Source organism: Streptomyces sp. CB09001 (assembly GCF_003369795.1).
In the GTDB taxonomy this organism is placed as follows: Bacteria; Actinomycetota; Actinomycetes; order Streptomycetales; family Streptomycetaceae; genus Streptomyces.
The window spans coordinates 3,937,124-3,960,520 of record NZ_CP026730.1 but is presented as its reverse complement, the minus strand read 5'-3'; the positions used below and the strand labels follow the sequence as shown (position 1 = coordinate 3,960,520).

21 protein-coding genes and 1 tRNA gene are annotated in these 23,397 nt (G+C 73.5%); 14 read left to right on the top strand and 8 right to left on the bottom strand.

Annotation, left to right across the window (positions count from 1 at the left end; all coding sequences use genetic code 11):
* Positions 1-307: 307 nt before the first annotated feature.
* Both C4J65_RS37060 and C4J65_RS36700 read right to left on the bottom strand, forming a co-directional pair.
* The gene (locus tag C4J65_RS37060; protein WP_162833237.1) at positions 308-1,807 is read right to left on the bottom strand and encodes a hypothetical protein; all 1,500 of its coding nucleotides are present in this window, start codon (positions 1,805-1,807) and stop codon (positions 308-310) included.
* Positions 1,808-2,104: 297 nt separating this feature from the next.
* The gene (locus C4J65_RS36700) at positions 2,105-2,953 is read right to left on the bottom strand and encodes a hypothetical protein (RefSeq protein WP_240330454.1); all 849 of its coding nucleotides are present in this window, start codon (positions 2,951-2,953) and stop codon (positions 2,105-2,107) included.
* Here C4J65_RS36700 and C4J65_RS18400 point away from each other — a divergent pair.
* The 9 genes from C4J65_RS18400 (at position 2,952) to C4J65_RS18360 (ending at position 13,094) form a co-directional block, all read left to right on the top strand.
* The gene (locus C4J65_RS18400; RefSeq protein ID WP_240330453.1) at positions 2,952-3,683 is read left to right on the top strand and encodes a hypothetical protein; all 732 of its coding nucleotides are present in this window, start codon (positions 2,952-2,954) and stop codon (positions 3,681-3,683) included. The two genes, C4J65_RS36700 and C4J65_RS18400, sit on opposite strands and share 2 nt — an antisense overlap.
* Positions 3,684-3,764: 81 nt before the next feature.
* Positions 3,765-4,187, top strand: coding sequence for a phage tail protein (locus C4J65_RS18395; protein ID WP_102927666.1), 423 nt, complete (start codon positions 3,765-3,767; stop codon positions 4,185-4,187).
* Positions 4,188-4,215: 28 nt separating this feature from the next.
* Complete coding sequence (locus C4J65_RS18390; protein ID WP_115743381.1) at positions 4,216-4,938, top strand: LysM peptidoglycan-binding domain-containing protein; 723 nt, start codon at positions 4,216-4,218, stop codon at positions 4,936-4,938.
* Positions 4,938-6,875, top strand: coding sequence for a VgrG-related protein (locus tag C4J65_RS18385; RefSeq protein ID WP_115743380.1), 1,938 nt, complete (start codon positions 4,938-4,940; stop codon positions 6,873-6,875). Before C4J65_RS18390 ends, C4J65_RS18385 begins: the two co-directional genes overlap by 1 nt.
* A gap of 31 nt (positions 6,876-6,906) precedes the next feature.
* On the top strand, positions 6,907-7,368 hold the full coding sequence (locus C4J65_RS18380; RefSeq protein WP_115743379.1) for a GPW/gp25 family protein: 462 nt from the start codon (positions 6,907-6,909) through the stop codon (positions 7,366-7,368).
* Positions 7,368-9,326 carry a putative baseplate assembly protein gene (locus tag C4J65_RS18375; RefSeq protein WP_115743378.1) on the top strand — a complete coding sequence of 653 codons (1,959 nt, stop codon included), beginning with the start codon at positions 7,368-7,370 and terminating at the stop codon, positions 9,324-9,326. Before C4J65_RS18380 ends, C4J65_RS18375 begins: the two co-directional genes overlap by 1 nt.
* A 65-nt stretch (positions 9,327-9,391) precedes the next feature.
* Positions 9,392-9,901 (top strand): phage tail protein, encoded by a 510-nt coding sequence (locus C4J65_RS18370; protein ID WP_162833597.1) that lies wholly within the window; start codon positions 9,392-9,394, stop codon positions 9,899-9,901.
* A complete protein-coding gene (locus C4J65_RS18365; protein ID WP_115743376.1) occupies positions 9,898-11,304 on the top strand; it encodes a zinc ribbon domain-containing protein in 1,407 nt (468 codons plus the stop codon). The genes C4J65_RS18370 and C4J65_RS18365 overlap by 4 nt, the downstream gene beginning before the upstream one ends.
* Positions 11,305-11,456: 152 nt before the next feature.
* Complete coding sequence (locus C4J65_RS18360) at positions 11,457-13,094, top strand: alpha/beta hydrolase (protein WP_115743375.1); 1,638 nt, start codon at positions 11,457-11,459, stop codon at positions 13,092-13,094.
* Between the two features lie 65 nt (positions 13,095-13,159).
* Here C4J65_RS18360 and C4J65_RS18355 read toward each other — a convergent pair.
* Positions 13,160-13,233: transfer RNA gene (locus tag C4J65_RS18355), tRNA-Thr, on the bottom strand.
* A gap of 218 nt (positions 13,234-13,451) precedes the next feature.
* Here C4J65_RS18355 and msiK point away from each other — a divergent pair.
* From msiK to C4J65_RS18340, 3 genes are all read left to right on the top strand, one after another.
* A complete protein-coding gene (msiK, locus tag C4J65_RS18350) occupies positions 13,452-14,588 on the top strand; it encodes a diacetylchitobiose ABC transporter ATP-binding protein MsiK (RefSeq protein WP_115743374.1) in 1,137 nt (378 codons plus the stop codon).
* Positions 14,589-14,810: 222 nt separating this feature from the next.
* Positions 14,811-15,266: a hypothetical protein gene (locus C4J65_RS18345; protein WP_115746510.1), complete on the top strand. Its 456-nt coding sequence runs from the start codon at positions 14,811-14,813 to the stop codon at positions 15,264-15,266.
* Positions 15,267-15,308: 42 nt separating this feature from the next.
* The gene (locus tag C4J65_RS18340) at positions 15,309-16,046 is read left to right on the top strand and encodes a nucleotidyltransferase family protein (RefSeq protein WP_115743373.1); all 738 of its coding nucleotides are present in this window, start codon (positions 15,309-15,311) and stop codon (positions 16,044-16,046) included.
* 114 nt (positions 16,047-16,160) lie between these two features.
* Here C4J65_RS18340 and C4J65_RS18335 read toward each other — a convergent pair whose 3' ends face one another.
* Positions 16,161-16,508 carry a hypothetical protein gene (locus C4J65_RS18335; protein WP_115743372.1) on the bottom strand — a complete coding sequence of 116 codons (348 nt, stop codon included), beginning with the start codon at positions 16,506-16,508 and terminating at the stop codon, positions 16,161-16,163.
* Complete coding sequence (locus tag C4J65_RS18330; protein WP_240330452.1) at positions 16,505-17,452, bottom strand: helix-turn-helix domain-containing protein; 948 nt, start codon at positions 17,450-17,452, stop codon at positions 16,505-16,507. Before C4J65_RS18330 ends, C4J65_RS18335 begins: the two co-directional genes overlap by 4 nt.
* Before the next feature lie 388 nt (positions 17,453-17,840).
* Here C4J65_RS18330 and C4J65_RS18325 point away from each other — a divergent pair, with 388 nt between their 5' ends.
* Positions 17,841-18,689 carry a helix-turn-helix transcriptional regulator gene (locus tag C4J65_RS18325; RefSeq protein ID WP_115746509.1) on the top strand — a complete coding sequence of 283 codons (849 nt, stop codon included), beginning with the start codon at positions 17,841-17,843 and terminating at the stop codon, positions 18,687-18,689.
* Entirely contained in the window at positions 18,686-18,898 is a 213-nt protein-coding gene (locus tag C4J65_RS18320) for a DUF397 domain-containing protein (protein ID WP_115743371.1), read from the top strand. The genes C4J65_RS18325 and C4J65_RS18320 overlap by 4 nt, the downstream gene beginning before the upstream one ends.
* A gap of 64 nt (positions 18,899-18,962) precedes the next feature.
* Here C4J65_RS18320 and C4J65_RS18315 read toward each other — a convergent pair whose 3' ends face one another.
* From C4J65_RS18315 to cysS, 3 genes are all read right to left on the bottom strand, one after another.
* A complete protein-coding gene (locus C4J65_RS18315; protein ID WP_162833236.1) occupies positions 18,963-20,693 on the bottom strand; it encodes a DoxX family protein in 1,731 nt (576 codons plus the stop codon).
* Positions 20,694-20,810: 117 nt separating this feature from the next.
* Positions 20,811-21,752 carry a 23S rRNA (guanosine(2251)-2'-O)-methyltransferase RlmB gene (gene rlmB, locus C4J65_RS18310; protein WP_115743369.1) on the bottom strand — a complete coding sequence of 314 codons (942 nt, stop codon included), beginning with the start codon at positions 21,750-21,752 and terminating at the stop codon, positions 20,811-20,813.
* 142 nt (positions 21,753-21,894) lie between these two features.
* Positions 21,895-23,295 (bottom strand): cysteine--tRNA ligase, encoded by a 1,401-nt coding sequence (gene cysS, locus C4J65_RS18305; protein ID WP_115746508.1) that lies wholly within the window; start codon positions 23,293-23,295, stop codon positions 21,895-21,897.
* Between the last annotated feature and the right edge of the window lie 102 nt (positions 23,296-23,397).

Sequence of the window (23,397 nt, the reverse complement as noted above, 5' to 3'; positions counted from 1 at the left end):
ACTCCGGCCCGTCCCCCGACCCGACTCCGGCTCCGGCCTCGGACTCGGACTCGGACCGGGGCGGGAGCACGGCACCCACGGCCGGCCCCGCGACCGGTCCCGCGCCCTTGGCCGTCGCCGCCTGGACCGGCCTGCCGCCGATCCAGCGGGCCACGGGTGCGGCGCGTACGGGGGTGGCGGACGCCGGTTTCGGCGGCCGCCTTCCGACGTGGCAGAACCCGTCGTTCACGAGCGCGCCGTCTCCCGCGGTGCTGAACCCGGCGTCCGGCGACAGCCTGCTGTCGGGCGCCTTCGGCACACCGGCCCGTCAGACCACGTCCACGCCCCTGGCTCCCCCGCACGGCACACCGCCGGTGCAGCGGATGCCGGTCGCGCCCCTGCGCGCGATACCGGCGGACGCCGCCGCGCCCGGCGCACCCGCGGCGGCTCCTGTCCCGGCGACGCGGACGTCCGCAGCGGGCGCCACGCCGGGCAGGCGGGGCGGCGCGTCGCGCGCGTCGGCTCCCCGGCCGACGCCGTCCACGGCGTCCACCGCCACGCCGCCGGTCCAGCGGGCGGCGCGTGCCGCCGGATCGGCACCGGCACCGTCCGCACCGGCGGCGACGGCAGCGAGCACACCGGCCCAGTCCGCGCGCGGAGTGCGGGTGACGCCGGTACCGCCCGCCGCGCCCCGCCCGCGGCAGGCTCTGACGAAGGCTCCGTCCGGGGCGTCGGCCGTGCAGCGCCGGTCCCTGCCCGCGAGCCGCCGGACCACCGACACCCCGCCGGCGTCCTCCGGGACGGCACCCTCGTCGACGGACGGCGACCGAGCGGGCCCCGGCGCCCCGGTGCAGCGCGCCGCCGTCCCTCGGCAACAGCCCCCGCCGGCGGGCTCCCCGGCCCCGGCCGGCCCTCCCGTACAGCGTGCGGCATCCGCCCGGACCGCGGCGGCACCGGGCGCGAACAGCCCGGCGCCGGGCGCCGACTCCGGCACCCGGCCGCCCTCCGACATCCCGGTGCGCCGGGCCGAGCCCCGGTCCGGCGGCGACACGACACCCGTAGGGGACGGCGGTACGTCATCCGGTACGCCGTCGTCCGGTACGCCGTCGTCCGGTTCGCCGGTGCAGCGAGCGGCCCGCGAGTCCGGCAGCGGCCCGGTGCGGCCCGCCTCCACACCGGCCCGCGACGCCGGGGCGCCGGTGCAGCGAGCGGCGCGCGAGTCCGGCCCTGCCACGCCACCCGCGTCCGCGGCGGAGCGCGGCACGTCGTCGCCCGCCGCGCCGGTGCAACGAGACGCGCGTGAGCCCGGCGGCGGCACGCCCGCACAGGGCGCCGCCGGCCCGTCGTCCGGCCCCGCGCCCACCGCCCGTACTTCCTCCACACCTGCCGCTGAACACCGGCCGACGACGCCGGGCCCGCCCGTCCAGCGGGCGGCGCCGCGACGCCCCAGGGCCGGACTGGGGCCCGCTCTTCCCCGCTCCGGCAACGACACGACGTCCGGCGCCCCCTCTCCCGTACAGCGATCCGTGCCGCGCTCCGGCCCCGCGCCCAGTGCCCCGACGGGCGGCGCGACGGGCGAACTCCCGGTCCAGCGAGCCGAGTTCGGCGCCGGGTCGGGGGCCACGTCCGGGGGTGCTTCCGGGTCCGCATCCGGGGCTCCTTCCGGCTCCGGGTCCGCGTCCAGGGCCACGTCCGGGACCGCTCCAGGATCGGGGGCCACCTCCGAGTCGAGGACCAGCTCCGCGTCCGGGGCCGACTCCGGGGCCACATCCACATCCACATCCGGGGCCGCGTCCGGGGCCGGGTCCACCTCCGGGTCCGAGGACACTTCCGCAGCCGCCCCTCGCCCTCGCGTCTCCCCCGTCTCCCCGTCGGCCCCCGGCGGAACGGCCGCCCCGGCCGCCGACGGCGTCGGTCCCGGCCTCCCGGTGCAGCGAGCGGCAGCCCGCCGCGCTGCCCCCGCCTCCGACACCGGCCGGGCGTCGTCGCCCTCGGCGCCTGCGCCCAGGCCCGCACCCTCGCCGACGCGTGCGGCGGGCGCGTCCTCGACCGCCCCGTCGGCGACCGCGTCCGGAGCGGACACACCGGCCGCCGCCCCGGCCCAGGGCGCCTCGCCCGCGCCGGTTCAGCGGGCGGTGGCCCGTGTGACCCCGCCCCCGGCTCCCGGCGGCGAAGCGGCACCCTCCCGGTCGGCGAACCGCCCCTCGGCGACCCCCGGCACGGGCGCGCCCGACCGGTCCGGCGCCCCGGCCGGTGCGCTGCCCCCGGTCCAACGCCAGGCGACACCCGCCTCACCGTCCTCCGGTCCCACGCACTCCCCGTCGGCCCACCGCCCCTCCGAGGCCGCCGGTCCGACGGCCCCGGTCCAGCGCGCCGCGAACCGGTCGGCCGACGTAGCCGGCGGGTCCGCCACCGGCCCGGTGCCCGGACCGCACCACGAGGCACCCGCGGCACCCACCGTGCAGCGGTCGGCCAAGAGCCCCGTCGTCCCGGCCCGGACCACCCCCGGACCGAGCCCGGCCGTGCCGCTCTCCCCGCCGGGGACGGGCCGACCGGCGACCAGCCCGCCGCCAGGCGCTCCGGCCCACCCCGTGCAGCGCAGTGCCGCGGCACGCCGGCCCGGACTCGGCGCCCCCACCTCGTCCGGACCGGCCGACGCCGTGCGCCCGGCCGTACCTCCCGCTGCCGCCGCCGCTCCGACGCCACCGTCCGCGCGGCCCGCGCGCCACTCCGTCCCGCCCGTGACTCCCCTGCCCCCGGTCTCCACCACCTCGTCGGCCACCGGGCCCGGTACGACTGCGCCCGTGCAGCGAGCCGTCGCACCGGGCGCCCCGACCGCGGCGAGCACGGCGACACCGCCCTTCGCGGCCACGCCCCCCTTCATGGCCTCGCCCCCGCCCTCGGACGCCCCCTCACCTCTCCCGGTGTCCTCCCCGACGGCCCCGCACCGGACCACGCCGATGACCACGCCCATGAACGCACCCTTCGCCGCCCTCACTCCACCGCCCTTCCCCGCCTCCGGCGGCGCCCCGACGGCTCCCCCCGTCCAGCGCGCCCAGGCCACCACGCGCACCGCCCCGACCGTCCAGCGGGCCCCGGCCAAGGCGGTACCGCTGCGCCGGCCCGCTCCCCCCGGCTCCGGCGCCCCCGCGGCGCCGCTCCCGGTGGCCCCCCTCGCGCCACCCTCGGCACCGGCGCCCCGCCAGGCCCTCCCCGTCGGCACGGAGGCGACGCCCGCACCGCCCGCCGGGGACTCCGCCCCGGCCGCGCCCACCGCGTCCGGCGGCACGGACGCGCTCCCGGTCCAGCGCGCGTTCGGCCGCAGCAGCCGGGCCGGCCGTACCACCGGCGCCCTGGCCTCCCACGCCGCGGCCGCCGTCGCCGACGTCTTCACACGCTTGCAGACCTCGTCGTCGTCCCACTCGTCCCACTCATCGCACTCGTCGCACTCGTCGCACTCGTCGCAGCAGGGCCCGAGCGGGCCGCCACCGCCGTACAGCGCCTCCCCGCCGGGCGGCCCGGCCCAGGGCGAGGAGCCGCCCGCGTACACCGCGGTCCCTGACGGCGAGTTCGACCCGCGCAAGCTCACCGAGTTCCAGCTGGACGAACTGGTGCACCGGATCATCGACCGCGTCACCCGTCACGTCCGCGCCGAACTGCGCATGGACCGCGAACGGATCGGCAGACTGCGCGACCCCCGCTGACCGGACGGACCGACCAGGTCGAACAGACCGGACAGACCCGCCCGCCACCGTTCCCCTCCACCGACAGAAAGGCCGGCCCCGATGACCCGCCAGGACCCGGGCTCCTCCATCTGGTTCAGCCTCGCCATCGACGGCGAGAGCCTCGGCTACTTCAACGGGTGCGAGGGCCTGTCGACCCAGGTGGAGGTGGAACAGCGCCAGGAGGGCGGCAACAACGGCTTCGTGTGGCAACTGCCCACCCGCGTCACCTTCTCCAACATCCGGCTGACCCGCCCCCTCACCCCGGACACGGCGAAGGTCGCCAAGTGGATCTCGTCCGTGCAGACCGGCATCAAGCGGCCCACCGCGCAGATCTCCGCCCTGCGCGCGGACGGGTCGCTGGTCGCCCGCTGGGGACTGATCGACGTCCTGCCCGTCAGCTGGCAGGGCCCCAGCCTCGACCCCGGCAACCTGTCGGTGGCCAACGAGGTCCTGGAGATAGCCCACCACGGGTTCACGGACTGACGGCGCCCCAGAGGAGAGAGAAAGACCCATGGCCAAGAGCAGCAAGGGCGCCGGCAAGAGCCTCGTACGCGCCAACCTCGCCATCCACGAGCCGCCCACCGGGAAGTCCACCACTCCCGGCGCGCTGATGCGCACCTTCGGCTTCGAGTTCAACCCGGCCCAGCTGACCCTGACCCGGCGGGCCCAGTGGAACGCCACCCCGGTGGCGGCCGTGCGGAAGGCGGCGAAGCCGGAGTTCCTGGGGGCCGAGCCGCGGGAGATGACCCTGGAGATCTTCCTGGACACCTCCATGAAGCCCGGCGCCAACACCGTGCTGAAGAAGGTGGAGTCGCTGCTGGACTGCTGCGAGGTGACCGCCCAGAGCCTCTCCGCCGACCAGCCCTCCCCGCCCTGGGTGGTCTTCGAGTGGGGATCGTTCTCCACGGCCCGGTTCACCTCGTACGTGGCGTCCGTCGAGGCGTCGTACACCCTCTTCAGCACCACCGGCGTCCCCATCCGCGCCACCTGCCAGGTGTCGCTGGTCGAGATCCCGGGGCCGACCAAGGGGCAGAACCCGACCTCCGGCGCACTCACCGCACAGCGCGTGCACCGCGTCGTCGCGGGAGACTCGCTCCAGTCGCTGGCCTGGCGCGAGTACGGCAGCGCCAACTCCTGGCGGGCGATCGCCGAGGCCAACGGCATCGACGACCCGTCCCGCCTGGCGACCGGCAGCGAACTCATGCTGCCCGCCGCCGAGGAGGTGCCGCACTGATGGTGCGTCCCGCGTTCTCCAGCATCGTCAAGGTACGGATCGGCGCCGCGGAGCTGCCCGACGACATCGCCGTGATGCTCGTCGAGGGCTGGGTGGACCAGGGCGTCGGCGTGCCCGCGGCCTTCCGCCTCACCTTCCGCGACCCCAAGCGCCTGGTCCTGGACACCCTGGGCGTGAACTTCGGCACCCGGGTGGTCATCACCCCGATAGCCGACGGCCAGGGCGTCGGCAAACCGCTGCTGACCGGTGAAGTGACCGCCATGGAGGCCGACTTCGACGGCACCGGCAGCTACACCGTGATCCGCGGCTACGACTTCGGGCACCGCATGATGCGCCAGCGCCGGGTGGCCGCCTACCGGAACCAGAAGGCCTCCGACATCGCCCGCAAACTCGCCGCGATGGACGGCGTGTCCATCGGCCGGATCCAGCCGACGAAGGGCGCCTACGGCTTCATCAGCCAGTCCAACGTCACCGACTGGGACTTCCTGGCCCGGCTCGCCGACGAGAACAACATGGTGATGTCCGTCGACGCCAAGGGGAAGTTCCGCTTCGTCAAGCCGAACCCGGCCGCCGGCGCACCCTCGCCGAACACGGACGGCGACGACAGCGCCTTCGTCCTCCAGGCCCGCCACGACATCACGCGGCTGCGGGCCGCGGTGACCGCCGCCGACCAGGTCGGCGAGGTCGAGTCGCGGGGCTGGAACGTCACCACCAAGAAGAAGATCGTCGAGACCGCGCCCGCCAAGACCGATCCGGGCATCAGCATCGGCCGCACGCCCGGCGAGGCCGCCGGCAAGTTCAAGACCGCCAAACTCGTCGAGACCGCCAACCCCTACGACCGGCAGGACGAGGTCCGGCACGCCGCGAACGCGCTCGCCGCCGACGTCACGTCCTCCTTCGCCGAGCTGGAGATCGCGGTGAAGGGCAGCCCCGACCTGCGGCCGGGTGTGCCCGTGGCCCTCGCCGACGTCGGCAAGCCCTTCGAGGGCAAGTACACCGTCACCTCGGTGCGCCACCACTTCGGCGACAGCGAGGGCTACCGGTCCTGGCTCACGGTCAGCGGACGCCAGTGGCGGTCCCTGTACGGGCTGGCCTCCAGCGGTGGCGGCGGCGCGGACCCCGCGAGCGCGGCCCGGCTGCCCAGCGTCGCCAACGCCATCGTCACCGACGTACAGGACCCCCTCAAGCAGGGCAGGGTCAAGCTGCAGTTCCCGTGGCTCGACAACACCTACGTCAGCGACTGGGCGCGCAGTGTCCAGATGGGCGGCGTGGCGGGGGGCGGCGTCTTCCCCATGGACGTCGGCGACGAGGTGCTGGTCGCCTTCGACCGGGGGGCACTGGACCACCCGTTCGTGATCGGCGGCCTCTACAACGGCCGGGACGTGCCGACCAAGAGCGACGTGCCCCTGCACGACGGCCTGAAGAAGAAGGCGGCCCGGCACACCCTGTCCGACCGCCAGGGCAACCGGGTCGACCTGCTCAGCCAGCGGACCGGCGGGCGCAAACAGGGCGTGCGGATCGCCAGCGGCAACGACCGGCTCACCATCAACCTCGACCGCACCAAGACCGAGATCACCGTCGACAGCAAGGGCTCGGTCAGCATCACCGGCAGCCGTTCGGTGTCGGTGGAGGCGGGCGGCAACCTCTCGCTCAGCGCCGGGCGCTCCCTGACCATCAAGAGCGGCGGCCCGCTCACCCTCCAGGGCGGAAGCCTGATCAACATGCGCAGCCCGGGCCAGATCGGGGTGAACGCGGGAGCCGCCCTGAACCTGACGGGCACCGGCTCCGTGACCGTGAACAGCCCGGTCGCCACGGCCATCACCGGTGGCAGCAACCTGCTGCTCAACTCCGCCATGACGAGGGTCGTGGGAGCGAGCTTCTCGGTGCTGGCCCCGTCGTTCAAGTTCGTCATCCCCCCGACACCAGGCGCGTCATGAACCGTCCCCGAGGAAGGCAGGTGGCCCTCTGATGGCCGAACAGTTCGTCGGCTCCGGCTGGTCGTTCCCCCTGCGCATCGGGCCCACCGGCGGCATCGCCCTCGTCAGCGGCGAGCAGGAGATCGAGGAGGCCATGCACCTGGTCCTGGCCACCGCCCCGGGCGAACGGCCGATGCGCCCCGAGTTCGGCTGCGCCATCCACGACATGGTCTTCGCCCCGGTCAACGAGCAGACCGCCGGCCGCATCCAGCACGAGGTGTACACCAGCCTGGACCGCTGGGAGCCGCGCATCGAGGTCCACGAGGTCGACGTCAGCGCCGGCGACGACCAGAGCGTCCTCTACATCGACGTGCGCTACTCCATCCGCGGCACCAACAACCCGCGCAGCCTGGTCTTCCCCTTCTACGTCATTCCCTCCCACGACGAGCCGGACCTCCCCGCCGGTACGGCCGGCCCCGCGGGCCTCCCGGGCTCTCCCGAAAGCGATCGCTGATGTCCCTGCCCTCCCCCAACCTCGACGACCGCCGCTTCCAGCAGTTCGTCGACGACGCCAAGCGCTACATCCAGCAGCGCGCGCCGGAGTGGACCGACCACAACGTCTCCGACCCCGGCATCACCCTCGTCGAGACGCTCGCCCACATGGCCGACCAGATCGTGTACCGCCTCAACCGGGTCCCGGAGAAGAACCACCTCGCCTTCCTCGACCTGGTCGGCATCACGCTGTTCCCGCCGTCCGCCGCCCGCACGGACGTCACCTTCTGGCTGTCCGCGCCGCAGGAGGACGCCATCCTGGTCCCGGTCGGCACCGAGGTCGCCACCCTGCGCACCGAGCGGGACGAGGCCGTCGTGTTCACCACCGTCGGCGACCTGACCGTCGTACCGTGCGAGCTGAGCCGCCTGGTGGTGCAGCACAGCGGCAAGGCCGTCACCGACCGGACCACGGACCTCGCCGAGGGCAAGGACCTGATGTGCTTCGCCGAGGCCCCGGCCCCCGGCGACTGCATGCTCATCGGCCTCACCAACGCCACCCCGCACTGCGCGCTCGCCCTGGAACTCGACAGCCGCGTCGACGGCGTCGGCGTCGACCCCCGCCAGCCTCCGCTGGTCTGGGAGGCCTGGACCGAGGACGGCTGGCAGCCCTGCGAGGTCGACCGGGACGGCACCGGCGGCCTCAACCGCCCCGGCGACATCGTGCTCCACGTACCCGGCGGGCACGTGCTGTCCCGCAACGGCGGCCACGAGGCCGGCTGGATCCGCTGCCGCGTCACCGAACCCCTGCCCGGCCAGCCCTTCTACACCGCGTCACCGACCATCCGCTCGGCCGAGGCCTACACCATCGGCGGCACCACCGGCACCGTCCACGCCGAGACCGTGTACGACGAGGCCCTCGGCGAGTCCACCGGCCTGCCCGGCCAGCGCCTCCGGCTCGCCCACGCCCCCGTCGTCGCCGACGACCCGCCGGTCCTCCTGCAGACCGCCGACGACGACGGCTGGCAGGACTGGCAGGTGGTCCCGCACTTCGCCGGCTCCCGCCCCGACGACCACCACATCACCCTGGACGCCGCGACCGGCGGGATCGCCTTCGGCCCCGCCGTCCGCGAGGCCGACGGCACCCTGCGCCAGTACGGCACCGTCCCGCCCAAGGGCGCCGTCATCCGCGCCCGCCGCTACCGCACCGGCGGGGGCAGGTCGGGCAACGTGGCCCGCGGCGCCGTCCAGGTGCTGCGCACCTCCATCCCGTACGTCTCCGAGGTCGTCAACCGCGAGGCCGCCCGCGGCGGCGTCGACGGCGAGACCGTCGAGGAGGCGAAGCTGCGCGCCCCGATCACCCTGCGCGCCCAGGAACGCGCCGTCACCCTGCGCGACTACGAGGAGCTCGCCCGCCGCGCCGCCCCGGAGACCGCCCGCATCACCTGCCTGGAGGGCGAGGAGAACGAATACGGCGCCCACGCCGTCCGCGTCCTCGTCGTCCCCCAGGCCGTCCCCGACCCCGGCGGACGCCTCCGCTTCGAGCAACTCGTCCCCGGCGACGCCCTGCTGGGCCGCATCACCCGCCACCTCGACGAACGGCGGCTCATCGGCACCCGCCTCGCCGTCGGCCCGCCCTACTACCAGGGCGTCACCGTCGTCGCCACCGTCCACGCCTTCCGCGGCGTCGACGCCGACCGCGTCCGCCGCCAGGCCCACGACGCCCTCTACCAGCACCTCGACCCGCTCACCGGCGGCGCCGACGGCAGGGGCTGGCCCTTCGGGCGCCCGGTGCAGACCGGCGAGGTCTTCGCCGTGCTCCAGCGCGTGCCCGGCGTCGAACTCGTCGACGAGGTCGTGCTGCACCCCGCCGACCCGCTCACCGGCAAGCGCGGCGACCCCACCGACCGCATCGACCTCCAGGCCCCCGCCCTGGTCTTCTCCTACGACCACCGGGTCCGTGTGATCGGGGACAGCGCGTGACGGCCGCCCCGACCTCGCGGCGGGGCTCCGTCGACGGACTCGGCTCCTCGTTGCCCATCAGCTCCATGCTCCCGGCCGTCTTCGCCGACGACGACCTCGCGCTGCGCTTCGTCGGCGGACTCGACGACGTCCTCGCGCCCATCCTCAGCGTCCTGGACTGCCTGGACACCTACTTCGACCCCGCCCTCACCCCGGCCGACTTCGCCCAGTGGCTCGGCACCTGGGTCGGCGCCGAGACCGACGGCACCGAACCCGAGGCCCGGCTGCGCGCCGCCGTCGCCGCCGCCGCCCGGCTGCACCGCGTACGCGGCACCCGGCAGGGCCTGTCCGAGGCCGTCCGGCTGGCCTTCGGCGTCGAACCGGAGATCACCGAGAGCGGCGGCGCCGAATGGAACGCCCGGCCGCTGGGCCCGTTCCCCGGCAGACCCCGCCCGCGCCTGCACGTCGCCCTCCGGCTGCCCGACCCGCGACCGGCCGACACCCACCGGCTCGACGCCCTCGTCGCCGCCGCCCGCCCCGCCCACATGCCCTACACGGTCGAAGTGACCGCCTCCGAAAGGACCCCGGAGAGATGACCACGCAGAACTGCGCCGAGTGCGGAACCCCCGCGGAACCGGGCCAGTCCTTCTGCGACGCGTGCGGCGCCGTACTCAGCTGGGACCAGGCCGGTGCCGCCCGCACCGCGCAGCCCGCCGCCGCCACGTCCGACCAGCGCCCCGGCTTCGACGCCTTCGCCGGCGCGGGCGTACCCCCCGCCCGCGCCGGCCGCCCGGCCGCGGCACCCGCCGACGAACCGGCCGGCGCCATCGGGGACAACCCGACCCTGCCGCAGCCGCGCCACCCGGCAGGCGCCGCGAGCACCCCGGCGGCCGACGACCCGGCAGGCCCGCGTGACACCCCCGGCACGGGCGGCACGCCGGGCGCCCACGACGCGAACCGCGCGGGATCGGCCCCCGAACCCGACGGCGCACCCTGGGCAGCCGCCGCCCCCACGCACGGCACCGACGGGACCGCCCCCACCGCGCCGGTCCCCTCCGCCTCCGCGCCCGCACCGAACGCGCTCACCGACACCATGTCCGACCGGGCCCGCTCGCTCCTCGTCCCCGTCGCCGACCCCGAGGCCCACGCCCCGGCCGCGCCCCCCGCCGTCGCCCCCGTGCTGCCCGGCCGCCCCGACGCGGACCGGCCGCAGGTCCGCGCCCCCGGTCACCAGCCGGACATCGCCAACGGCCCGCCCTGCCCGTGGTGCTCCACCCCCAACCGCCCCGACCGTCACTACTGCGCCCGCTGCGCCATGCCCCTGGTGGCGAGCGGCGACCAGGCCAGCGTGCGCGCCCCCTGGTGGCGGCGGCTCTTCGGCGGACGGCGCCGGGAGACGCCGTGGGCCGGCGACCGCCCCCGCCTGCGCCGTGTCTTCGACCGCATCGGCACCTGGATCACCGTCGCCGTCGTGGCCACCCTGGCCGTCCTCGGCTTCATGTACATCCCCGACGGCGTCCAGAACACCCGCGACCACTTCGCCAAGCGCGCCCCGGTCTCACCGGACGGCATCAAGGCCTCGCGCTCCTTCCCCGGCCACCAGCCGGAACTCCTCATCGACAAGCTCAGCAACACCTGGTGGGGGCCGGGCATCACGGAGTCCGGCCAGGGCCAGTGGATCGAGGCCACCTTCACGGAGCCGACCCGCCTCCTGGACGTGATCATCACCCCCGGTGTCTCCTCCCGCGCCAACAAGCTGCAGGAGTCGGCCCTGCCGCACCGCATCACGGCGACGATCACCATGAAGGACGGGTCGGTCAAGACCCGCGACCTCACCCTGGACCAGGGCGCCGGCGGCCAGCGACGCCCGTTCCGCGTCGGCGAGGTCACCAAGGTCCGCTTCACCATCGAATCCGCCCACGCGGCATCCGCCAAGAAGCAGGTGGCCATCTCGGAGATCGAGTTCTTCGGTCCCTCCAGCGCCAACCGCTCCTCCTGACCCCGCCCGGGGCCCCGCACACCACCCGGGGCCCCGGCACGAGGCGTCGTCGTGGAACCGGCGGGGCCCCGCGCCCATCCCCGAACAGCCGCGGCCCACCCGAACGGACGCCACACCATGCGCCCCCCTCCGGGCCACCGGAGGCTGAGGCCATGCCCACAGCACGAGCGATATCCACCGCCGTCCTGCTGTCCACGGCCACCCTGCTCGCCTCCTCCCTGACGGCCTGCGCGCCCACGGACCAGGAGCGCGACCGGCAACGCGGCACCGGCGGCACCACCGACGCACAGGCCCTGACCAAGCTCCGCGACCAGTCCCTGAACTGGCGGACCTGCCCCGCCCCCTCCCCCGCCCAGGGCGGCGGCGAGGCACCCGCGGCGCTCCCCGACGGTACCCGGTGGCAGTGCGCCACCCTGCGCACGCCGTTGGACTGGAAGAACCCCTCCGGCGAGTCCATGGACCTCGCACTGATCCGGGCCCGCTCCAGCGGCACCCCGGACGACCGGATCGGCTCCCTGCTCTTCAACTTCGGCGGCCCCGGCGGCTCCGGCGTCGCCACCCTCCCCGGCCTCGCCCCCGACTACGAGAAGCTCCGCACCCGCTACGACCTCGTCAGCTTCGACCCGCGCGGCGTCGGCGACAGCGGCGCCGTGCGCTGCCTGGACGCCGGTCTCCCCGACGAGGACGAGATCGACAACGTCCCCGACGACGGGGGCGACGAGACCAACGCCCTCGTCCGCTTCAACCGGGAGACCGCGGCCGCCTGCGAGAAGAACTCGGGCGACGTCCTGCCCTACGTCGGCACCACCCAGGCCGCCCAGGACATGGACCTGATGCGACAGGTCCTCGGCGACGGGAAGCTCCACTACCTCGGCATCTCCTACGGCACCGAACTCGGCGGCGTCTACGCCCACTTGTTCCCCGAGCACGTCGGCCGCGCGGTACTCGACGGTGTCGTCGACCCCACCCACGACATGATGGAGGAAGCCCTCGCCCAGGCCGGCGGCTTCCAGCTCGCCTTCGAGCACTTCGCCGCCTGGTGCGCCCGGCAGGGCTGCACGCTGGGCGACGACGCCGAGGACATCGTGGACCTCGTCGTCGGCCTCGAAGCGGCCCTGGACGACACCCCCCTGCCCACCCCGGACGACGGCGAACTCGACGGCGACGCCCTCCTCGCAGCCGTCACCGGCGCCCTCTACCGGCAGGACTACTGGCCCGCGCTCCGGGTCGGCCTGGAAGCAGCCGCCGACGACGACGGCGACGTCCTGCACGACCTCGCCGAAGCCCTCGGCCAGCACGGCAGGGGCGGCGACCCGGACGACGACACGACGGACGACGACGAGAGCAACGAGGACGACGCCTTCCGGGCCATCACCTGCGACGACTCCAGCAACCGCTACACCGTCGCCGACGTGGAGTCCCGCCTCGCCGACTTCATCGAGGCCTCCCCCCTCTTCGGCCCCGGCCTCGCCTGGAGCACCCTGTCCTGCGACGGCTGGCCGGTCCCCGGAGCCGCGCGGCACCCCGAGGTCAGCGCCCCGGGTGCGCCCCCGGTCCTCCTCGTCGGCAACACCGGCGACCCCGCCACCCCCTACGAGGGCGCCGCCCGCATGGCGCAGCGCCTCGGCGAGAAGGTGGGCATCGAGCTGACGTACGAGGGCGAGGGCCACGGCGCCTACGACAGCGGCAACACCTGCGTCCGGAACGCCGTCGACGCCTACCTGCTGAGCGGCACCCTTCCGAAGCCCGGCACGGTCTGCGAGGCGGAACCCCTGCCGGCAGGCAAGTAGCACCCGGACCAACGCCGACGCCCCCGCGATCCAAGATCGCGGGGGCGTCGTCCTGCTGGTTGCGGAGCCCCCTGTCGGATTCGAACCGACGACCTTCGCTTTACAAGAGCGGCGCTCTGACCAGCTGAGCTAAGGAGGCACGCGCGCGCCGGGCGCGCGCAGGCTGCTCCACTGTACACAGAGCCGGTGAACGATGTGATTCGAAAATTTCGGCGAAATTCACAGACTCCCAGCTACTGACAGATCAGGTGAACGCCGGGTACCGTCCTGCACAGCTTCACCCGTGTGGACTACACCACCACCTTCCTACAACGGATCGTCCGGCACGTTCCTGCCGGTAGAAGGGGGCCCTTCATCATGGCCACTGTTACGTTCGACAAGGCGACCCGTGTGTACCCGGGTTCCACGAAGCCCGCCGTCGACGGTCTCGACATCGACATCGCGGACGGCGAGTTCCTCGTCCTGGTCGGCCCGTCCGGTTGTGGCAAGTCCACCTCGCTCCGGATGCTCGCGGGGCTCGAGGACGTCAACGGCGGCGCCATCCGCATCGGTGACCGCGACGTGACGCACCTGCCGCCGAAGGACCGGGACATCGCCATGGTGTTCCAGAACTACGCGCTGTACCCGCACATGTCGGTCGCCGACAACATGGGCTTCGCCCTCAAGATCGCGGGCGTCAACAAGGCGGAGATCCGGCAGAAGGTCGAGGAGGCCGCGAAGATCCTCGACCTCACCGAGTACCTGGACCGCAAGCCGAAGGCGCTCTCCGGCGGTCAGCGCCAGCGAGTGGCGATGGGCCGCGCGATCGTGCGTGAGCCGCAGGTGTTCCTCATGGACGAGCCGCTGTCCAACCTGGACGCCAAGCTCCGTGTCTCCACCCGTACGCAGATCGCCTCGCTCCAGCGCCGCCTGGGCATCACCACCGTCTACGTCACCCACGACCAGGTCGAGGCCATGACGATGGGCGACCGCGTGGCGGTCCTCAAGGACGGTCTGCTCCAGCAGGTCGACACCCCGCGGAACATGTACGACAAGCCCGCGAACCTGTTCGTCGCCGGCTTCATCGGCTCCCCGGCCATGAACCTGGTCGAGGTCCCGATCACCGACGGCGGCGTGAAGTTCGGCAACAGCGTCGTCCCGGTCAACCGCGACGCCCTGAAGGCCGCCTCCGACAAGGGCGACCGCACGGTCACCGTCGGTGTCCGCCCGGAGCACTTCGACGTGGTGGAGCTGAACGGCGGCGCCGCCAAGACCCTGTCGAAGGACTCGGCGGACGCCCCGGCCGGCCTCGCGGTCTCGGTGAACGTCGTGGAGGAGACCGGCGCCGACGGCTACATCTACGGCACGGTCGACGTCGGCGGCGAGACCACGGACCTCGTGGTCCGCGTCAGCAGCCGCTCGGTGCCGGAAAAGGGTGCGACCGTCCACGTCGTGCCGCGTCCGGGCGAGACGCACGTGTTCTCGTCCTCCACGGGCGAGCGCCTCACCGACTGAGAAACCACGCGACCGGGTGATTTCACCCGCGTTGACGAAAAGAGCCCCGCGGCCTGCTGCGGGGCTCTTTTCGTTGTCGACAAATACCCCGGCACAACGGACGTTTCGACCGGCGTTCGTCAACCTCCTACCCCGTTCACGCCGACTCTTCATCCCCCGATAGAGTGACTAAATGTCGCCAAATCATTACCGGGCGCTACCCTCACTCGCGTGAAGCACTCCGTGAAGCACTCCACCACCCGACAGACGCGACGCGGCCGGGGCCCCGCCCGCCGGATCGGCCGCTCTCTCGCCTTCGTCCTGCCCGTCGTCCTGGTGCTCTCCGGGACTCTCGCGGTCACCCGCGTCAACTGGTCCGGGGATCCCTCGGAATCGGTGCTCGCCGCGTCGGAGGCCACCTCGCCGAAGGCCTCCTCCGCCCGCGCCGCCCGCGCCCCGCACGAGGTGCTGCGCGACCGGCTGCTGACCGAGCTGCAGGAGGAGGACCCCGGCGTCGCGCTGACCCACCTCCAGCAGGCGGTGAACGAACGCCCGTCGCTGGCCGACCACTGCGCGACCATCGCCCGCGCCCTGGGCCGCGCCGCGGTGAAGGTCTACGGCCCCACCCGCGCCCAGTCGTACGCCCGCCCCGTCTGCGACACCGCCTTCGCCTCGGGCGTCCTGGCCGCGCACAGCTGAGTGCCCTGCGGGGGCCGGTGGGGCGCCGCGTACAGTTCGGGCATGACCGATCCGAACGCCGCGTCCCGCCGCCCCGTTCAAGCCGTCGTCCTGGCCGGCGGGCAGGGTTCCCGGCTGCGTCCCTACACCGACGACCGGCCCAAGCCGATGGTCGAGATTCCGGGCACCGGGACTCCGATCATCGGCCATCAGCTCGCCTGGCTCGCCGAGGAGGGTGTCACCGACGTCGTGGTCTCCTGCGGCCACCTCGCCGAGGTGCTGCAGACGTGGCTGGAGAGCGCGGACCTGCCGCTCTCCGTCACCACCGTCGTGGAGACCGAGCCGCTGGGCCGGGGCGGCGGCCTCAGGTACGCCGCCGCCCACCTCCCGCACCCGGACCGGTCCTGGTACGCCACCAACGGCGACATCTGGACCCGTTTCTCGCTGCGCGACATGGCCGACTTCCACGCCGAGCGGGACGCCGTCGCGACCCTCGCGCTGGCCCGCCCGCGGCTCCCGTGGGGCGCCGTGCAGACGGACGGCTTCGGCCACATCACCGACTTCATCGAGGCGCCGCCGTCGACCTTCGAGATCAACGCGGGCGTGTACGTCTTCTCGCCGGAGTTCGCCGCGATGCTCCCGGAACGCGGCGACCACGAGCGCACCACGTTCCCCCGCCTGGCCCGCGAGAACCGTCTGGCCGGCTTCCCGATCCCCCAGGGCTCCTACTGGCGCGCGATCGACACCGCGAAGGACCTGACGGAGGCGGCCCGGGAACTGGCGGCCCTGAGCGGCCGCTGAGGGCCCTGCACGGTCTTGCTCTGGCGTGCGCCGCCTCAGAATCCCAGGTAGGCGATCTGGACGACGTACGGTTCGGGCGGCTTCCTCGGCGCCGAAGGCGTACTCCCACCCAGCTCAAGCGCGAACTGCCGTCATCGCCTCGTCCAGGACGGCACTCAGCTCTCGCAGGGCTTCACGGGCCACATCCGCGTCGTCGTGTTCCAGGTTGTTCTTGGCCCTGGAGTGGCGGGCCGCGAGGTCGGGGTGCCGGGCGATCTCGATGTCACGGGCCCAGGCCAGGACCCAGCTGCGTACCGGGTTGAGTGACTGCCATTCCAGGGCCTTGGCGAACGCCTCGTCCTTGGTCTGCTGCATCTCCGGCAGGCGCCCGGGGGCAACGACGGCGAGGGCGGCCCTCAGCGCGTCCGGCGTCTGCTCGGGACGAGGTACCAGCTCGTGCCCGTGGTCGGCCCGAGTACTCATGCAGTCCTCCCGAGAGTGCACTGGCCAGTGAGGTCGTCCGGGACGGCTGGGGAGTCGGAAGGCGTCCCGGGCAGTGCGTCGTCGGCCGCCGTACGGCAGTCGCGGCAGCGGTCCTCGGTCTCGGGGGCACGGAAGCCGCGGTCGCAGCCGTCGCAGTTGCGCATCTCGTAGGAGCGAGGTGGTGGCGGACCGGCCGACGCCCTGAACGGCGGAGGGGGTGGCAACTGCGCGGCGAGACGGTGGGCCAGGAGAGCTGCGGGGCGGCGCAGGGGTTCGTCGGGGAGGTCGGTGGTCAGGGCGTGGCGTACGGCGCTGGGGGCGACGTCGCGCTCCAGCCAGGCCGCGACGCCCGGGACCAGGTGGGCCGTGTCGGTCGCGGAGAGCAGGAGACGGGGGTCGTGGCGGCGCAGGGTGGCCAGGAGGTCGAGGGCCGCCTGGAGGAGGGCAGGGGCGGTGCTGCCGGGCTGCGGTACGGCGGGGAGTGCCTTGGGTCCCGTACGGCGCGGGGGCGGGGGCGTGCGCTTCGCGGGCGGGCAGCCCGTGTCGGCCGGTTCGCGGCGACCCGCGTGCGGCTGGTTGCAGGAGACCGTGCGGGTGACGATGCGGCCGGTCTCCGTGCGGTGGCGTTCGCGGCGCAGGTAGCCGTGGGCCTCCAGTTCGCGCAGGGCGGCGGCGATACGGGTGGGGCCTTCGGGGAAGCGGGCGGCGAGCGACTTGATGTCGGCGCCCGCGCCGGTGGGCAGCGACTGGAGGTGGCAGCCGAGGCCGATCGCGAGGAGCGACAGGTCCTTGTGCTGGACCAGGTGGTTGCCGATCACCACGAAGCGGGTGGTGTGGCGGGTGTTGTCGTGGGTGATGCCGCCACCGTGGCGACGCGTACGAGTCGGATTGTCGGCGGGGGCTGACTGGGCGGGCGGGGGCGCGCTAGTGTTTTGGGTATCCATCGGGAAGTTCCTTGGGTATTGCTTCCTAGTGGTTAGGCCCTCGCCCCGGGATTGCAGTCCCAGCGGGGGCCGAAGTCTTTTCGGATGTCCTTGCTTGCGCTGAGAGTAGGGGAGTTGGGGACCCGGAAATCCAGCTAAGCCGGTGATGTTCACCCACCCGAGTGACGACGCGCCTCGGGCGGGAGGGGTGGGGCTTGGTCGGGTTCTTTCTCCCCGGGTTCTTCGTCTTGGTAGGGCACCGACGGCACCGGAACCTCAGAACATGGGTTGCGGTGGCGTACAACTCACTGCGGTAACAGCGATCTTGAGGGATTCTCGAAGCTCGTCACTCAGCGTGGCCATGTGTGCGTAACGTGTGATGCAACTCGCCGACGAAGGGGTGCGCACCATGGCGGATGACGTGGATGAGCCGGGGTGGGAGGTCGACCCCGACGACGAATGGGGCGTCGCGGTCATCACCACGATGGGGCGGCAGTTGAGGCTGCGGCGCGAGGCCGTCGGGATGCGGGCAGGCGAGTTCGGGGCGGCGGTGGGGTACGGGGAGGACCTGGTCTACAAGGTCGAGGGCGGGAAGCGGATTCCCCGGCAGGAGTACCTGGACAGGGCCGACGAGGTGCTGTCGGCCGGTGGGCTTCTCTCGGCGGCCTGGGAGGACGTGAAGAAGGTCCGGTACCCGAAGAGCGTCCGGGCGCTGGCGCAGTTGGAGTCCAGGGCGGTTGAGCTGGGCGTGTACGTCGGGCTCAGCATTCATGGGCTGCTGCAGACGCCGGAGCATGCACGGGCCTTGTTCGAGGTGTGGCAGCCGCCGTACTCGGAAGAGGAGGCGGAGAGTCTGGTCGCTGCTCGTATGGCTCGGAAGTCCATCTTCGAGCGGTCACCGGCTCCCGCTCTGAGTTTCGTACTCGAAGAGGCAACGCTGCGCCGACGCGTCGGGACTACGGCGGTGTGGCTCCAGCAACTCGAACACCTGCTGGAGGTCGCACGGTTGCGGCACGTCACGCTTCAGGTGATGCCCATCAGCGCCGGAGCCCACCCTGGGCTGGATGGACGGATCGAGGTGCTGAAGTTCGCGGACGGTACGGCAGCGGGTCGTTCCGACGGTGCGTTCAGCGGTCGGCCGACCTTTGACCCGAAGCACCTGCGGATCCTTGAGTTGCGGTATGGGACGATCCGGGCGCAGGCTCTCACTCCTCGGGAGTCGCTGGCCTTCATCGAGCAGGTGCTGGGAGAGACATGATCCGCAAGGCTTGTGCAGAGGACACCATTGAACTGGTCTGGTTCAAGAGCAGCTACAGCGACGGTCCCGACGGCAACTCCTGCGTGGAGATCGCGATAGCGCCCCGCGCCATCCACGTGCGCGACTCCAAACACACCGCCGGCGCCCGGCTAGCCCTCGCGCCGGGCACCTGGGCGAGCTTCGTGGCGTACGCCGCGTCGACGCACTGACGCACCAACGACGCGCGCCCTGTCCCCCGTTGTCACCCGGGAGGCAGGGCGCGAACGCGTCGGGTCAGCCCAGGAGGCCGCCCACCAGGCGGCCGCCGGGCTCTCCGGTGGAGGACGAGCCGCCGCCGTCACCGCTGCCCGTGGAGCCGGTGGAGCCCCCGCCGCCGCTGCCGCCGGTCGAGGTGCCGCCCGTGGTCGGTCCGGCCGTGGTGCTCGGTGCCTGGCCGGCCGGGGAGGACCGGCGGGGCGGGGCCTGGCCCGTGGTGCCCTGGGTCTGGGTCGGCGTACCGCCGCCGGTGGCGGTGCCGCTGCTGTCGCGGGTCGCTCCGGGGGTGGTCGCCGCGTCCTGGGAGGGGGTGGACCTGTCGCCCGTGGCGCCCTGGGTCGGGGAGGCGGAGGCCTCCGGAGACGAGGTCTTCGGTCCCCGCGTGCCGGGGTCCTGCGGGAGCGGGGAGCCGGGTAGCTCGTTGCGCGGGGACTCGCCGGGCCCGGGGACGACCACGCGGTCGGCGTCCCGGACGGCACCGCCGAGGACGGAGCCGACGAGAAGGGTGACTCCGGCGACGAGGAAGGTGATGAGCGCGCCGCGGCGCAGGACGTAGCGGCGCAGGTCCCAGATGTCGGCGCGGGGGCCCAGCCGGCGCCAGGCGCTGCCCGCGAGCCTGCCGTCCACGGAGTAGACCGGGGCCCCGGCGATGATCAGCGGGGACCAGGCGGCGAGGTAGATGATGTCGGGCGCGTCGTAGACCGGGACGCTCTTCCAGCTGACGGTGACCAGGAGCGCGGCGGACAGGCCGGCGCCGACGACGGCGGCCACGCGCTGCCAGCAGCCGAGGACGGTCAGGACGCCCACCAGCACCTGGAGGAAGGCGATGACCAGCCCGGCGCCCACCGGGTGGGCGAGGGCGAACTGGCGCAGCGGCTCCGCGACGTCCCAGGGGTGCAGGGTGTTGAGCCACTTGACCATGGAGCCGCGTTCGCCGCCGTCGAAGTAGACGGGGTCGCAGAGCTTGCCCATGCCGGCGTAGATGGAGATGAAGCCGAGGAAGACGCGCAGCGGCAGCAGGACGACGCCGAGGTTCATCCGGCGGCCGGGGAAGTAGGCGTGCCGTGCCGGGTCGTCGGTGCGGCGCCGGCTGCGGGGCTCGCCCCCTCGCTCGGTCTCGTCGTAGTCGGGGCCGTAACCGTCGTCGCCGTAGCCGCCGGGGCCGGTCCCGAACTCCTGCGTGCCGTAGGCGGAGTCGTCGTAGGCCGGCTCGTCGTAGGCGCTGCCGACGGTGCGCATGGCGGGCAGCAGCCGGGTGCCGTCGGGGACGGGGCCGCGCTGGGCGCCGACGAGGGGGGTCTCGAGCGTCTGGGTGGCGGGGCCGCCGTCGTAGTCCAGGGGGCCGCCGTCGAGGTCGACCCGGGGGATGACCTGGGTGGCTCCGGCGTCGGCGGAGCGGTCGGCGGCCGGGTCCCGGGGGTGGTGACCGGCTCCCGCCCGCACCGCCTGGAGCAGCCGGTGCGCACCGGTGTCGTCCGGGTCGGACCGCCCGCTCCACACGACGGCGCGGCGGCGGCCCGGGGCGGCGGGCATGCGGGCGGTGTCCTGGGTGGCGCTCAGGTGCCGCGCGATCCGCGGGGACTGGGTCCGCCGCGCGGAGGCACCGAACTGCACGCGGAAGCTCGCGTGGTTGACGATGACCTGGGCCGGATCGCTCGGCACCTTCACCATGCTCAGCGCGGGAGCGTCGTCGTATCCCGACGAGCGGTCCCCCGTGGGTGTGCGGGGTGTTCTGGTGTCCACACTCATCTAACCGAGTGATGTGTCGTTAGGACACTGCCTTGACCGGCCCGATCTGTCCGGACCGCGTCAAGCATGTCCGGACCGCCTCGAACACCCCGTTTGAGCTATACGGCGAACACCCGTTCAGGGGCGTCGACGCGAGGCCTCGTACAGCACGATGCCCGCCGCCACACCGGCGTTCAGCGACTCGGCCCCGCCCGGCATCGGGATGCGGACCCGTACGTCGCACGTCTCGCCGACCAGGCGCGACAGGCCCTTGCCCTCGCTGCCCACGACGATGACCACGGGGCCGCCCAGGGCCTCCAGGTCGCCCAGCTCGGCCTCGCCGTCGGCGGCGAGGCCGACGACCGTGAGGCCGGCCTTCTGGTACGACTCCAGCGCCCGGGTGAGGTTGGTGGCGCGGGCCACCGGCGTACGGGCGGCCGTACCGGCGGACGTCTTCCACGCGCCCGCCGTCATGCCGGCCGCGCGCCGCTCGGGCACGACGACGCCGTGGCCGCCGAAGGCGGAGACGGAGCGGACGACGGCGCCCAGGTTGCGGGGGTCGGTCACGCCGTCGAGCGCGACGATCAGCGGGTCGGCGCCCTCGTCGTGGGCGGCGGCGACCAGGTCCTCGGGGTGCGCGTACTCGTACGGCGGGACCTGGAGCACGAGGCCCTGGTGGTTGAGCCCGTTGGTCATCCGGTCCAGCTCGGGACGCGGCGCCTCCATGAGGTTGATGCCACCGCGCTCGGCGGCGAGCTGGAGGGCCTCGCGCACCCGCTCGTCGTTGTCGATGAACTGCTGGACGTAGAGCGTGGAGGCGGGCACGCCCTCGCGCAGCGCCTCGTAGACCGGGTTGCGGCCGACGACCAGCTCGGACGTCGAGCGCCCCCCGCCGCGCCGCTGCTGCGGGCGGCCCGTGGTGCGGCGCGCCTTGGCGTTGGCGGCGCGCTGCTTGGCGTGCCCCTTGCGCATCTCGGCGGGGGGCGTCGGCCCCTTGCCTTCCAGGCCCCGGCGTCGCTTGCCGCCGCTGCCGACCTGCGCGCCCTTCTTGCCGGACATGCGGCGGTTGTTCGCGGCCATGAGTACCTGTCTCCGCTTCTCTGCTTCTCGGGGTCTTCGGGGTCTACGGGGGTCTTTGGGGGTGTGCGTCGTACGTGCGTCTTGTGCAGTGTGCCGCCCGGAGGGCCGGGCGGCACAATCGATCTACGATCCGGGACTCGGGTCAGCGGGAGCCGAGGCTCCAGCGGGGCCCCTGCGGGCTGTCCTCGATGGCCAGTCCGGACTGCGCGAGCTGGTCGCGGATGGCGTCGGCGGTGGCCCAGTCCTTCCGCGCCCGGGCGCCCTCGCGCTGGTCGAGCACGAGCCGTACGAGGCTGTCGACGACGTGCCGCAGGTCCTCGCCCTGCTCCTGCTCCCCGGCCCAGCGCGCGTCCAGCGGGTCGAGGCCGAGCACACCGAGCATGGCCCGCACCTCGGCGAGCCGTGCCACGGCGGCGTCCTTGTCGTCGGCGGCCAGCGCGCTGTTGCCCTGCCGGACGGTCGTGTGCACGATCGCGAGCGCCTGCGGGACGCCCAGGTCGTCGTCCATCGCCTCGGCGAAGGCGGGCGGCACCTCGGCGGCGGGCTCGACGGCGTGGCCGGCCAGCTCGGTGACGCGCTGCACGAAGCCCTCGATCCGCGCGTACGCCGACTCGGCCTCGCGCAGGGACTCCTCGCTGTACTCGATGGTCGAGCGGTAGTGCGGGGTGCCGAGGTAGTACCGCAGCACGACTGGGCGCCACTGCTTGACCATCTCGCTCACGAGCACGCTGTTGCCGAGCGACTTGGACATCTTCTCGCCGCTCATGGTGACCCAGGCGTTGTGCACCCAGTAGCGGGCGAAGGCGTCGCCGAAGCCCTTGGCCTGGGCGATCTCGTTCTCGTGGTGCGGGAAGATCAGGTCGATCCCGCCGCCGTGGACGTCGAACTCCTCGCCCAGGTACTTGTGCGCCATCGCGGAGCACTCCAGGTGCCAGCCGGGCCGTCCCCGGCCCCACGGCGTCTCCCAGCTGGGCTCCCCGGGCCTGGCCGCCTTCCACATGGCGAAGTCGCGCGGATCCCGCTTGCCGATCTCGCCTTCTCCGGCAGGCTGGCGAAGCTCGTCGAGGTCCTGGTTGGAAAGGGAGAGGTACCCGGGCAGGGACCGTACGTCGAAGTAGACGTTGCCCTCGGCCTCGTAGGCGTGCCCGCGCTCGATGAGCCCGCGCATCATCTCGACCATCTCGGTGATGTGGCCGGTGGCGCGCGGCTCGTACGTCGGCGGCAGGCAGCCGAGGGCGTCGTAGGCGTCATTGAACGCCCGCTCGTTCTCGTAGCCGATGGACCACCAGGGGCGGTTCTGCTCGGCCGCCTTCCAGATGATCTTGTCGTCGATGTCGGTGACGTTGCGGACGAACGTGACGTCGTAGCCGCGGTACGCGAACCAGCGGCGCATGATGTCGAAGTTCAGCCCCGACCGGATGTGCCCGATGTGCGGGGCGGCCTGCACGGTGGCGCCACACAGGTAGATCGAGACACAGCCCGGCGTGAGGGGGGCGAAGTCACGGATCTGCCGGGCGCTGGTGTCGTACAGGCGAATAGTCACGTGTCCAGGGTAGTAGGCGCCGAGCAGTGCCAGGGGCACACGCATGCCGTTGTTGCGGCGACTCCTTGTCCCCGCGAGTCGGGTGGTGGGTGGGCACAGGCC